The organism is Aquimarina amphilecti, assembly GCF_900109375.1.
GTDB classification, from domain to species: domain Bacteria; phylum Bacteroidota; class Bacteroidia; order Flavobacteriales; family Flavobacteriaceae; genus Aquimarina; species Aquimarina amphilecti.
Window position 1 is genome coordinate 510,707 of record NZ_FOAB01000002.1, and the last position, 13,461, is coordinate 524,167.

Annotated in this window: 14 protein-coding genes; 4 read left to right on the forward strand and 10 right to left on the reverse strand. The window is 32.2% G+C overall.

The genetic code is table 11. The features are described 5' to 3' along the window. Positions 1-61: 61 nt before the first annotated feature. Positions 62-463: a response regulator gene (locus BMY33_RS06545; protein ID WP_091406834.1), complete on the forward strand. Its 402-nt coding sequence runs from the start codon at positions 62-64 to the stop codon at positions 461-463. Positions 464-477: 14 nt separating this feature from the next. On the opposite strand, the gene BMY33_RS06550 is transcribed toward BMY33_RS06545, so the two are convergent. From BMY33_RS06550 to ileS, 8 genes are all read right to left on the reverse strand, one after another. Next, positions 478-1,080: a lipoprotein signal peptidase gene (locus tag BMY33_RS06550; protein ID WP_091406837.1), complete on the reverse strand. Its 603-nt coding sequence runs from the start codon at positions 1,078-1,080 to the stop codon at positions 478-480. A gap of 42 nt (positions 1,081-1,122) precedes the next feature. Then, positions 1,123-1,743, reverse strand: a complete 621-nt coding sequence (locus BMY33_RS06555) for a hypothetical protein (protein WP_091406839.1) — start codon at positions 1,741-1,743, stop codon at positions 1,123-1,125. Between the two features lie 96 nt (positions 1,744-1,839). Then, a complete protein-coding gene (locus BMY33_RS06560; RefSeq protein WP_091406841.1) occupies positions 1,840-2,553 on the reverse strand; it encodes a DUF4097 family beta strand repeat-containing protein in 714 nt (237 codons plus the stop codon). Positions 2,554-2,586: 33 nt separating this feature from the next. Further along, positions 2,587-3,345, reverse strand: coding sequence for a DUF4097 family beta strand repeat-containing protein (locus tag BMY33_RS06565; RefSeq protein ID WP_091406848.1), 759 nt, complete (start codon positions 3,343-3,345; stop codon positions 2,587-2,589). Between the two features lie 33 nt (positions 3,346-3,378). Then, positions 3,379-4,170, reverse strand: a complete 792-nt coding sequence (locus tag BMY33_RS06570; protein ID WP_091406850.1) for a HEAT repeat domain-containing protein — start codon at positions 4,168-4,170, stop codon at positions 3,379-3,381. Between the two features lie 4 nt (positions 4,171-4,174). Further along, positions 4,175-4,708: an RNA polymerase sigma factor gene (locus tag BMY33_RS06575; RefSeq protein ID WP_091406851.1), complete on the reverse strand. Its 534-nt coding sequence runs from the start codon at positions 4,706-4,708 to the stop codon at positions 4,175-4,177. Between the two features lie 124 nt (positions 4,709-4,832). Continuing rightward, a complete protein-coding gene (locus BMY33_RS06580; protein ID WP_091406853.1) occupies positions 4,833-5,216 on the reverse strand; it encodes a TraR/DksA family transcriptional regulator in 384 nt (127 codons plus the stop codon). 4 nt (positions 5,217-5,220) lie between these two features. Beyond that, complete coding sequence (gene ileS / locus BMY33_RS06585) at positions 5,221-8,625, reverse strand: isoleucine--tRNA ligase (protein WP_091406854.1); 3,405 nt, start codon at positions 8,623-8,625, stop codon at positions 5,221-5,223. Between the two features lie 231 nt (positions 8,626-8,856). On the opposite strand from ileS, the gene BMY33_RS06590 reads away from it, so the two are divergent. Continuing rightward, on the forward strand, positions 8,857-9,321 hold the full coding sequence (locus tag BMY33_RS06590; protein WP_091406856.1) for a hypothetical protein: 465 nt from the start codon (positions 8,857-8,859) through the stop codon (positions 9,319-9,321). Between the two features lie 47 nt (positions 9,322-9,368). Continuing rightward, positions 9,369-10,157 carry an amidohydrolase gene (locus BMY33_RS06595; protein ID WP_091406858.1) on the forward strand — a complete coding sequence of 263 codons (789 nt, stop codon included), beginning with the start codon at positions 9,369-9,371 and terminating at the stop codon, positions 10,155-10,157. Here BMY33_RS06595 and BMY33_RS06600 read toward each other — a convergent pair. Further along, positions 10,144-11,757, reverse strand: coding sequence for an Ig-like domain-containing protein (locus BMY33_RS06600; RefSeq protein WP_091406859.1), 1,614 nt, complete (start codon positions 11,755-11,757; stop codon positions 10,144-10,146). The genes BMY33_RS06595 and BMY33_RS06600 overlap by 14 nt on opposite strands. Before the next feature lie 58 nt (positions 11,758-11,815). Next, a complete protein-coding gene (locus BMY33_RS06605) occupies positions 11,816-12,496 on the reverse strand; it encodes a ComF family protein (RefSeq protein WP_091406861.1) in 681 nt (226 codons plus the stop codon). Positions 12,497-12,574: 78 nt separating this feature from the next. Between BMY33_RS06605 and BMY33_RS06610 the strand changes: the two genes are divergently transcribed. Next, positions 12,575-13,456 carry a hypothetical protein gene (locus BMY33_RS06610; protein WP_244542991.1) on the forward strand — a complete coding sequence of 294 codons (882 nt, stop codon included), beginning with the start codon at positions 12,575-12,577 and terminating at the stop codon, positions 13,454-13,456. Positions 13,457-13,461: the final 5 nt, after the last annotated feature.

The following is a 13,461-nucleotide window of genomic DNA, read 5'->3' on the forward strand; positions in this document are numbered from 1 at the left end:
TGAACCATTATTATTGAAGAGAGTAGTTATATTGCGTTAAGATTTTAAATTACACCCCAGCATGCCCCATAATACTAAAAGTGTTTGCATCATAGATGATGACAATATGTATATTAATTTAGTGAGTAAGATTTTAGAATTAAAAAAATTATCAGAGAGTGTTATAGTATTTAAGAATGGTAAGGAAGCTTTAGATTTTTTTATTACATCTATTGATGAAGATGAATATAAGAGTATCCCTCAAGTAATATTTCTTGATCTTAATATGCCAATTATGGATGGATGGGAATTTCTTCAAGAATTTGATAAAATCAAAGATAAGATTGACAAGCAAATAGACTTATATGTAGTAAGTTCATCTATTGATAGTAGAGATATAGATAAGGCGAAATCAATTGATTTAGTATCGGATTATCTTACAAAGCCTATAAAATTAAATGATTTCGAAAAGATTCTAGTTTAAAATAACGAGGCTTCTTATTTCTTTGGGAAAGCCCTTTTATTAAAAACTAACAGTAAGAAAACACCAATGCTAATTGCGGAGTCTGCAATGTTAAATACTGGATCAAAAAATGAGAAGTGTTTTCCTCCCCAAAAAGGTATCCAATCTGGTAAAATATCGTCATAAAACGTAAACTGAATCATATCAACTACTTTTCCATAAAAAATGGTTTCATATCCACCACCTTCCGGCAGAAATTGAGCTATTTGGGTAGAAGTACTTTCATTGAAGAACATCCCATAAAAGATAGAATCTATAATGTTTCCGAAAGCTCCAGCGAAAATTAGAGCGATACAAAATGTAAGAATCCTAGAGCTATTTTTGCGAACAGAATCATATAGCCAATATCCAATACCAGTAATTGCTACTAATCTAAACAAGGTAAGTATGAGTTTGCCATAATTCCCTGGAAGCTCAAATCCCCAAGCCATTCCTTTATTTTCTACAAACACAATTCGAAACCAGCTAAATACTGGAACTTCTTCATGTAATGTAAAACTAGTTTTGATATATATTTTGGAAATCTGATCAATTAGCAGAACTACGATTATAACTAAAATAGACTTCTTGAGGGACATAAATTTCTCTTATTTCTTACAGTGACGGACAAAAATAGTGTTTTATTTTGTTTTGTAGACACTTATGTCTCCACTTATAGATTTTAACTTAATCAGATGTTCTCCAAAAATTTTTTCAGCAGAAAGAATCCCCGTTTTTGTAGATGCGTCAATCGTGGCATTTTTTGTGTAAACGGTAATAGATCCAGCTAATGTGTTGATTGTAGCGTCTCCTATAAAATTATTAAGAAAACAATCTCCCGAATTAAGTTCCGAAAACAATGATTTAATTTTAGCATCTAATTTTAATGAAGCAAGTCTTGAGGTAATGATAACTTTAAGATGTTTAGGTAATTGTATTTTTACTTTTAAAGCAATAACTTTATGAGCACTTAGTTTATCGTTGTAGTTTTCTGAAAAGGGTTGTATGTCATCAAGAATAGAGAGTGAATTTCCCTTTCTCTTCACGTTTATTAATACATTGTTTTGGTATTCTCCCTCAGAAATTGCTGTTACAATGATTTTGTTTTCGGAGGTATTGGTAATTTCTATTTGAAATGTATTATCAAGAATTATAGAAACCTCAGTGAGATCAGTGGCATCGATACTTTTGTTAAAACTTGATTGCGATTGTACCCATTTGAATACAAATAAAAAGATTAAAAAGAAAAAAGGTTTCCTCATATTCCTAAGGTAACCTTTTTCCTGATTGTACTATATACTTTAAACTTGATTTTTTATTAGAAATTTAACTTAGCTTTTTAAAGAGCGAGTCTTTAATTATTGCTTTCTTATAAAAATGTCGCCACTCACGGTTTGAAGTGCTAGTTGACTTTTAATATCTCCAAAAGTACCAGTCACTTTGCTTCCTACGACTCTGTTTTTTCTTTGGTCAAATTCTAATTCTTTGTCAGAATAGATCATTCCTGTAACAGTCTCTGCCTTTAGTTTGGATTTCGCGATATGAATATCGATAGTACCGCTTATTGTTTTTAGACTTAAGTCTCCCTGATATTTTTTAATATCAATATCACCGCTTATAATATCAATTTCTAGTTCTCCTTGGTAGTTTTCTGAAGCAACACTTCCTGAGATGCTTTTAACTCGTAAGCTCATGTTTTCTGGTATATATAATGTGTAATTTGCATTCATATCCAGGTTATTACAAGGACCCCAGTTATTATTTTTGTTTGATCCCTTATTTTTATTCCATTTTTTGAATAAATCACCGTAACTAGATTCGATATCTAAGACAGAAGAGGTATTGTCTATTTTTAAGTCAAAATAGTTATCAAATTCTCCATCATTAATACTTACTTCTGCTTTAAGATATACAGTTTTCTTGTTCCAGGTTTTAATGATTATATCTTCTGCAAATTTAAATTCTACCCGAACTTCATTGGAAGATGGAGTGATTTCTTTTTCTACTACTTTTTGTGCACTCAATTGGAATATAGTGCAACATATTATGATTAAATTTACTAAATTTTTCATGATTTTCTTGTTTTTGATTGATGATTGACCTCTTTATTGTTTTCTTAAATAAATATTACCGGTGGCAGATCTTAAACTAATTTCTACTCCACCTTTGTTAAGTTTTGTTTCGATTGTTCTTCTAGCTCCTACAACTTTCATATCCTTTTTTTCTTCAGGAAATTTAAGTTCAAAATCTGTAAAAATTTCTCCCATTGTAGTTTTTAGCTCTAGGTTTGTTGGTGTGTTAGATGGAAGACTAACATCTATAGAGCCTGCTGCGGACATTAAAGAAATCGGAGATTTTTGGCTTACTTTTTCGAAAATAACATTGATTTCCCCTGTAGCAGTTCTGGCAACGACTGGCCCAGTAACGTCTTTTAGTGTTATGTCTCCTATGTTTGTAGAAGCTTCAATTTCTGAAGAAAACCCTTTAATTTTTACATCTCCTAGATTACTTCTGGCTATAGAAATATTTATATCTTTTGGAAGGTTTAATTCTAGTGTGTTGCTGTGCATGTTTTTTAAGTTCTTTACAATCAGTGTTTCTCCTTCTCTTTTTATAAAAACACCAATACCTGTATTGTCAGAACCACCTGCATACACTGCTTTTAGACCTTTTGCTTTTTCTGGTAGTTGACGATCTTCTCCTACAATGGATATTTCATTTTTATTATGTGCTTTAATCCATACACTAGATTCTGAGCTAATTTTTACTTTTTTAACTCCTTGTAATGATTGGGTGTAATTTTCTTGTGCTTTTAAATTTCCCATAGTAATAAAAAGTACTATGGCGATTGCTATATTTTTCATCTGTTCTTTTTTAAAGTTTTTTGATTAAATTTTTTAAATTAAATTAGGTAATCCAATAGCTACTTGGTCTTTTACGTAATTTGGTGTTTCTTCATTTTGAAGTAATTTTTCCATAGAAGGAACTGCGCGTTTTTCCTGTATAGAAACTAATATTTGAATTAATTCAATTTGCATACCCGGATCTTTTTCTGTTTCCAGAGCATTTATAAATGATTTACGTACCATTTCTGAATCTGAAAATTTAGCAAGTGCTTCCGCTGCAGCTAGTCGCACGTTGATATGGTCATCATAAAACATTTTATTAATAAGGGCTTTTAGTATTTCATTACCTGGTTTCTCAAATTCTTCAGCATAGTTTACAGCCTGTAAACGTTTGCTAGCTGATTCATTTTCTATTAGAGAAATAGTAACCTCTTGTTTTAGCTGTACTTTTTCTTTTTCTAATACGGCCATTTCTTTGGAGAAAGATGCGTTATTTTGTTGCTTTCCATAGAAATATGAGGAAACGATTAATACAATTGTTGCTGCTATTTGTAAAGCGGTTTTCCAATGATTTTTTGAAGAATTATGAAGTGAGACTACTTTTGATTCCTGTAATAACTCTTTTTCCTGCTTGAGCATTTCTTCAAAACCTTTTTTCAGGCTTGTGCTGGGTAATTCTTCATAATCACTATCTATACCATCAAAAATGTTCTTTAATTCTTGTATTGACTCTTTACAGCTGTCACAGTTTTTTAGATGAACTGTGATAGTTTCATGTTCTCGCTGATCTAAGTTGTTATCAAGATAATCTATAAGTTTTTCTTCTATTTGTTTACAGTTCATAGCCTTATATGTTTTGTAAGTAGCAATCTTTTAGTTTGTGAATTGCTCGATGTACTTTTGTTTTAACAGCTCCTGCAGTCGATCCAGTTATTTCCGCAATTTCTTGATATTTGATTCCCTGGTATCTGTTCATGATTACTAACTCTCGATCACTTGGATTTAATTCTCGTAGTGCTTTATTGAGCTGTTCTTTAATTTCTACTTTTTCAATAGTATCGATTTCTTGTCTTTCTACTTTATATTCAATTTCGTCTAATCGTTGATCTTTATTTTTCTGTCTTTGATAATGATCAGAAAAAATGTTTCTAGCAATCGTATAAATCCAGGATGAAAACTTACCTTTTTTATATGATTTCCTGTATTTTATGGCTTTGTAAAAAACCTCTTGAGTGATATCCTGACTGATGTCTCGATCTCTGGTCATTTTCAATAAGAAATTAAAAATTCTTATATGGTATCGATCAAACAGGATACTCATCATATCTAAATTGTCATTAGATACCAGAATCATTAATTCTTCGTCAGTTAGATTTTTCAAGATGTTACTCTTTTTGGTTAGTCTCTATAAGTAATACCAGATTTTTTAAAAAAGGTTACATTAGGGTATAAAAAAAAGTGCTTTCCGATCTGGAAAGCACTTTAAATTTACAATATTTTGATATTTATTTCTGCATATTCTTAGCTTCAATACTTAGTGTAGCGTGTGGAACTAATTTCAATCTTTCGGGATTGATTAGCTTTCCGGTCACACGGCAGATACCATATGTTTTATTTTCGATGCGTAAAATTGCATTTTTTAAATCACGTACAAATTTTTCCTGTCTAATAGCTAATTGAGTGTTTGCTTCTTTAGACATAGTTTCACTTCCTTCTTCAAAAGCTTTGAATGTTGGAGAGGTGTCATCTGTACCATTGTTACCGTCGTTTTTGTAAGCACTCTGAAGTAATTCTAAATCCTTCTGAGCTTTCTCCATTTTTTCAACGATGATTTCCTTAAACATCGCTAAATCGGCGTCGCTATACCTTACTTTTACATCTTCTGCCATACTCTTATTGTTTTTTTATTACCAATTGGGTTGCAATGTCGTCAAACGCAATTTCTGTACCATTTATTACATCTGTTGCAAATTCAATTGTATCGGTTAAGGTTTCATTCTTGATGTATGCTTCATTAGTTGCTACAGCTTCTTGTATAGATTTGTTTTCTTTTATTACAACTTCTATACGATCAGTCACTTCTAATCCGCTATCCTTACGGATATTTTGGATTCTATTGACAAGTTCTCTTGCGATACCTTCTTTTTTAAGCTCTGGAGTTATGGTTATGTCCAGTGCTACAGTGAGAGATCCAGAATTTGCAACTAACCAACCCTCGATATCCTGAGAGCTAATTTCTACATCATCGGTACCTAATGTAATAATTTTATCATTAATTTCTATGTCAAAACTTCCAGTTTGTTCAAGAATTTTAATCGTTTCTTGGTCAAAAGATTGTATCTTATTGGCTATCAGTTTCATATCTTTCCCGAAACGTGGGCCTAAATTTTTGAAATTTGGTTTGATTTGTTTTACCAATATACCAGATGCATCATCTAATAGTTCTATTTCCTTAACATTGACTTCACTTTTAATCAGGTCAGCGATGTCATTTATCTCAGCTTTGTCCGCCTCATTTAATACAGGAATCATAATTCTCTGTAGTGGTTGACGTACCTTAATTTTTTCTTTTTGACGTAAAGAAAGTACTAAAGAACATACGGATTGCGCTTTTCTCATTTTGTGTTCCAAAACTTTATCTACGAAAGAACTATCATATTTCGGGAAATTCGATAGGTGAACACTTTCAGAAGATTCTTGAGCTGAATTAGAAACAAGATCTTTATAAAGACGATCCATAAAAAATGGTGCTACTGGAGCTCCTAATTTAGCTACGGTAACCATACATGTATATAGTGTTTGGTATGCAGATATTTTATCTTTCTGATAATCACCTTTCCAATATCTTCTTCTGCTTAAACGAACAAACCAATTACTTAAATTTTCCTGAACAAAATCAGATATCGCTCTAGAAGCCTTAGTAGGTTCGTATTCGTTGTAATATTCATCGACACTTTTTATTAGCGTGTGTAATTCACTTAGAATCCATCGATCAATCTCTGGGCGTTCAGATAATGGTATATCCGCTTCTGCGTAAGAGAAATTATCAATATTTGCATACAATGTGAAAAAAGAATATGTGTTATACAAAGTACCAAAAAATTTACGGCGTACTTCAGCTATTCCTTCTAAATCAAATTTTAGATTATCCCAAGGGTTAGCATTGCTAATCATATACCATCTAGTAGCATCTGGGCCGTAAGCTTTAAGGGTTTCGAATGGGTCTACTGCATTACCAAGTCTTTTAGACATTTTTTGACCATTCTTGTCTAGTACAAGTCCATTAGATACTACATTTTTGTAAGCAACATCATCAAAAATCATAGTTCCAATAGCGTGTAAGGTGTAAAACCATCCACGAGTTTGATCGACACCTTCTGCAATAAAGTCTGCTTTTCTTTCTCCAGATTCTACTTTTTCTTTATTTTCAAATGGATAGTGCCATTGTGCATATGGCATAGATCCAGAATCAAACCATACATCAATCAAATCACTTTCTCGCTTCATTGCCTTCCCTGAAGGAGAAACTAAAGTGATTTTATCAACAACATTTTTATGAAGGTCTATTTTGTCATAGTTTTCTTCACTCATGTCCCCAGTCACAAAATCTGCAAAAATATCTGCTTCCAGAACACCAGCTTCTACCGCTTTTTGCATTTCAGTTTTCAACTCTTCTACAGAGCCGATCATTATCTCTTCTTTACCATCTTCCGTTCTCCATATAGGTAAAGGGATTCCCCAGAAACGAGATCTGGATAAATTCCAGTCGTTAGCATTTGCTAACCAATTCCCAAAGCGTCCTTCTCCTGTAGCTTTTGGTTTCCAGTTGATGCCTAAATTTAATTCGTGCATGCGATCCTTAAAGTCGGTTACTTTTATGAACCAAGAATCTAATGGGTAATATAATATAGGTTTATCTGTACGCCAGCAGTTAGGATAACTGTGAACATATTTTTCTACTTTGAAAGCCTTATTTTCTATTTTTAATTTGATAGCAATTTCAACATCAACAGACTTTTCTGGAGCTTCACCATCATTGTAATATTCATTTTTTACATATTTCCCACCAAATTCACCAACATGTTTTGTGAACTTACCTTGTAAATCGACTAATGGGACTAAATTGTCGTTATCGTCTTTAACAAGCAAAGGTGGGATCTCTGGAGTCGCTTGTTTGGCGACCAAAGCATCATCCGCACCAAAAGTTGGAGCAGTATGTACAATTCCAGTACCATCCTCTGTGGTTACAAAATCCCCGGAGATAACTCTAAATGCATTTTCTGCATTATCGTTTGGTAATGCGTAGTCAAGTAATTGCTCATAACGAATTTCTACAAGATCAGTTCCTTTAAATTCTGTAAGAATATGATATGGAATTTTTTTGTCTCCTTCTTTAAAAGTATCTACTTCCTTCTCATTTTCTACTAGGATAAACTTGCCTCCAAACTGTTTCCCAACTAAATTTTTAGCAAGGATTACATTAATTGGTTCAAAAGTATATTGGTTAAATGTTTTTACTAATACATAATCAATTTTTGGACCGACAGTTAATGCCGTATTAGAAGGTAATGTCCATGGAGTTGTCGTCCAAGCCAAGAAATAAATATCCTCTGATACATCTGTTAGGAACGCAGGTAATGTTTCTTTCTTTGCTTTAAATTGAGCAACAACTGTAGTGTCGGTTACATCCTGATAGGTTCCTGGTTGATTAAGTTCGTGCGAACTTAATCCTGTTCCTGCTTTAGGAGAATATGGCTGTATCGTATAACCTTTGTATAATAATCCTTTCTTATAGATTTCGGAAAGTAACCACCATACAGTTTCCATATACTTAGACTTATAAGTAATATATGGATCTTCCATATCTACCCAATATCCTATTTTTTGAGTTAGATTATTCCAAATATCCGTATATCGCATCACGGCTTTTTTACAAGCTTCGTTATACTCTTCCACGGTGATTTTCTTACCGATATCTTCTTTGGTGATACCAAGTTCTTTTTCAACTCCTAATTCTACGGGAAGCCCATGAGTATCCCATCCAGCTTTACGATTTACCAGATATCCTTTTTGAGTTTTATAACGACAAAAAATATCTTTAATAGCACGAGCCATAACGTGGTGGATTCCTGGTAATCCGTTTGCAGATGGTGGTCCTTCAAAAAATACAAAAGGAGTCGCACCTTCTCGCTCAGAAATACTCTTTTCGAAAATATTATTCTGCTGCCAGAATTCTAGTATATCGTCTGCCACTTTTGGCAAGTCAAGTCCTTTATATTCAGGAAACTTCGTGCTCATTTGATCGTTCTTTCTGTTAAGTCTGCGAAAATAAGGATTTTCTAGAAAAATGACGAGTGTAAACAGCTCAAATATTGATGATTGTTTGACTGTTAAATTTTAATTATTAAATCTCATATTTAGTTTACTTTTATCAAATCCGAAACAGATATTATGAAACCATTCATAAAATCGAAATAGTATGCTTGTTGTTGTAAATGAAAGGCTATTTTTGAATAATAAATCTGGACAATGAGTTTAAAGCATTCAATTCTTAAAGTACAAGCGGCGTTGGGTAATGTCAGGGCTATGGAAAAATTACATGTTGATACACATACGGAAGACATTATTGTTAAAGTTGAAGGTACTCAGTTTGCTACATCACAATTAAATGAAATCTATATGGATGTTGTGGAATTAGCAGGTTATTATTATGTAAAAACTATTGTTTTAGGTAGTTTTCATATTAAAACTTGGAAAGGAGCTAATCTGTTAATTAACGGTAACGATTTTGAGTTGAATTTGGTTTCTGATATGCAAGAAATAGAATCCGATTTTTCAAACGTATCTAATAGAAGTATTACTCAGATAGATTTTATTATTGAAGAAAAGGATATAAATAAAATTGAACAATCTCGAATAAATAAAATAACAATCTCCTCAAAAAAGAAAACTGCATATTTTGAAAATATTGTAATTCAGGATGAAGAGGAATAATTAGTTGAATCTTCTTTGAAGATATGTGATTTCATTATTTTTAACTTATGGAAACTACCTTAAATGTTGCTTTGATTCAATCTCATTTGGCATGGGAAAACCCAATACAAAATAGAGCTATTTTTGAACAAAAAATCAATACGATTAACAAGGATATAGATTTGATTGTCTTGCCAGAAATGTTCACGACTGGGTTCACAATGAATGTTATTGATGTTGCTGAGTCTATGAAAGGAGAAACAATAAGTTGGCTTCAGAGATTAGCTAAAGAAAAAACGTGTGCAATTACGGGAAGTATTATTGTAAAGGATGGTGAAAATTATTTTAACCGTTTTTTATTTGTAGATTCTGATGGATCGATTCAGAAATATGATAAGCATCAATTATTTACATTGGCTAAAGAAGAAGAAGTGTTTACTGCAGGGAATGAAGAAGTAATTATAGCGTATAAAGGGTGGAAAATCAAACCACAAATATGTTATGATCTTAGATTTCCTGTTTGGGCTAGAAATGCTGCGGGCTATGACTTACTTATTTATGTGGCTAGTTGGCCAAAGCCAAGGGTGAATGCTTGGGATACTTTGTTAAAAGCTAGAGCTATCGAAAATATGTCCTATTGTATCGGTGTAAATCGAGTAGGTCTTGATGGTAAAGGGTATGAGTATAATGGACATTCTGCAGTTTATGATGTGTTGGGGAATTCTATTTTAGAAGAAAACCCAGTTGAAAAGGAAGCGATTTTATATGTAACCTTAGAGAAATCTCATATCGAAAAAACTCGTAAAAAATTACCTTTTTTGACAGATGCAGATCCTTTTCGGATTACTCCAAAATAAAGGTTTGTTTTAATTCCCAATTAGCCCGTACTTCTATTGCTTCAGGATAGTATACCACTTTTTCTGGTTGGATTCCTTTAAGAAAATTACCAGTATCCCATATTCCATTTTTATTGGTGTCTAAGATCACTCGTAGGTTGTATTTTCCTGGATCTAGATTATCGAAAACGGTAGTCTCTTGTTTCGTCGCTACTTTCTCATCAATAAATTTACCTTGTTCATCGGTAACTTGAATAATTACTGGATATTCTTTTACATTTTCTAATGTAAAGAAAATAGTTCCGTAATCTGCTAATTTCTTCGTTCTGAAATTAATGGAAATAGTATCATTTACATTGCCAATAAAATCCTTTATCGCTTCAGGTAATAATTGAATTGTATATGCATTGCTTTCTGTTCTTTCGAAAGAGAACTTCGCTTCATTCTTAATTTTATCCAATTCCATAGAGAATGGAACCTTTAAAGTATCTTTGTCAGTTAATGTTATTAATTTTTCATTAACTGATTCAATAGGTGTGCTGGAGAAAAGGGTAAAATCTTGATTAAAAGCTAAACTTCCTTTTACATTACTACTAAGTTTTATAGAGTCTTTATATTGATCTTTAAATCTTGCAACAAGAGTATCTTTGAAATTTCTAGTATTGGTTACTTCAAAAAGTAAAGAATCAGCTTCAAAAAAAGGTTTGAACCAATAGTGCAATGTGTCCTTAACTTTATCCGGAAAAATTCTAGTTTCAAAGTTTTCAGGAGCTTTACTTACAAGGTTAATTTTCATAGCTTCTAATTCACCTTCATATCCAAATACAAATTCATTTTTAGAAACTTGTTTTGGCTTAAGTGCCTTAAAGTCTAAAACTTCTTCGAATAAATTTATCTTAAAGACTTTCGCGGTATCCGCAGGTAGTGAAATAATTTCATCATAGAAACCAATTTTGTCTTGCTTGGGTTGATACGTGTAATTGGTAGCTGCATCTTTTAGTGCTATCAATTTGTATGTACCTTCTTTTAGGTTTTCTAGATTAAAATTAATACTATCCAAAGTACTTGTAATATACCTTGGAACTTCGTTAAACACCAAAGAATCCGAATATTGTTCGTTTATTTCATATAATGCTACGGTCACAAAGGGATCTGCTTTTTTTTCTAAAGCATCATCAACTATTCCCTTAATACTAAGTGAATCCAAAGAATCACCGGTAGAGAATACGTATTTGAAAAAAGGATTTGGATTTCCCTCGTTATTGTCAACTATACTTTGACCAAAATTGATGCTATATGTGGTGTTTTCTAATAAAGTATCTAAAAATTTTACTTTTAGATACTTGCTAGCACCTCCCAAAGGAGTTATTTCTGGTTTAGGGTCCATTGGAGGAGATATGATAATTTGCTTTTGAGGATCCTTTAGTTTTACATACTCATCAAAATAAATTCTAATTTCATTTTTGTTAAAATTAGTTGAGTAGTTCGGAGGAATAGCTTTCACAAACTTTGGAGGAATTTCATCCTTTTCTCCACCTGTTATAGTACCTTTTTTGGCACAACCAACGATTAACAAAAAAGAAAAAGTAGTTAGCAATAACGTGTGGGATCTTTTATACATAGCTCCGTTACAATTTTTAAAGACACAAAGAAACGACTATTTATAACAAACAAAAAATCTATGTAGTGATAGCCATAGTTGCAATACTTATTTTAATACCAGGTATTGATTTGAGAACTTGGATGCAAGCTTCTAAAGTGGCACCTGTAGTTACTATATCATCAACAATCAAAATATGTTTGTTTGTTAATAAAGACTCGTTTTGTATTCCAAATGTTTCAGAAGTGTTTGTCCAACGTGTAAGACGACTATTTTTTGATTGTTTTTTATTGTAGGAATTTTTTTTCAAAACAAAATCAATGTATTCAGCATTCAAATTTTTAGCAATTTCTTGTCCAAACTTCTCCACCTGATTGAATCCTCTTTCTCGTAATCTCTTAGGATGAAGTGGCACTGGAATAACAGCATCAATACACTGATAAACAGATGTTTGATTAAGCTCTTGTCCAAGCCAAATACCTAATTCTTTTCCTATTTCTTCTCTGCCTCTATACTTAAGATTATGAATCAAATTTTGTACTAAACCATCCTTCTCAAAGACCAATAAAGAGGTTGCATTTTCTATTTTAGCGCGCCCATAAAATACTTTTTCGATCTTTTTAGCGTTAACCTTATGGAAATTACCTAAAGGGAGCTTGTGTCTGCAAGAAGTACATAAGATCCTTTCGTTTTTATATAAGGGGTTGTCACAAGCAGCACAATATATAGGATAAAATAAATAAGCTAAGTCGCTTAACATATTAGGTGAATTAACATTAATTATTATATTTAACTAAATTTACTATTTAACGTAACCATCAAAAATTAGAAATTTATTATGACAACTCAAAACAATAACTTGACCCTTAAGATACTAATCGGTGTTCTGGGTGCTCTTTTATTAATTCTGGGGATCTTCACGTATAAGTTTTACAACGAAGAAAAGAGAGAAAAAGCAATTTTGCAACAGGAAAAGGATTTAATTGAAAGTGAGCTTGGGGAATTAATTACAAAATATGATAATGCTATTGCTCTAAATGAAGTGATGGATGATCATTTATTAAAAGAAAAGCAACGTGTTGTTGTTTTACTTGATAGTTTAAAGGATTATGATGCTAATGTAGCTTTGATCGCAAGATATAGAAGAGAAGTTAGTAAATTAAAAAAGGAACGCGAAAGATTATTTAAACTGGCGGATAGTTTAACAACTGCAAATGCTCAGTTAGCAACAGATTTAGATAGTACTTCTACCGCTTTGTCAGAAAGGATTGTCTTCTCGGATTCTTTAGCAACACAAAATAATAAATTAGCAGAAATAGTAGAAAGAGGTTCGGCTCTTCAGGCTTCAGGTATAAAAGCAGAAGGAGTTAGAGTACGAAATAGCGGAAAAATTACTACTACATCTAGATCAAGTAGAGCCGAGAAAGTAAGAGTTTGTTTTACATTGTCACCTAATAAATTAACGGAAAAAGGAGACAAAGAATTATTTGTTCAGGTAATCAATCCAGAAAACAATCTAATTGGAGATAAAGTTTCTGTAAACTTTGATGATGCTGTATTGACTTATAGTGGACGTAATAAAGTTTTTTATGAAAACGATGCTTTAGATGTTTGTGTTCTTGTAGATACTGCAGAGGGAGAATTGATGAAAGGTAATTATGTAGTAAATTTATTCTCAGGACCTAGAATGATTTCTAATACACAATTTGAATTGAAATAAAATAG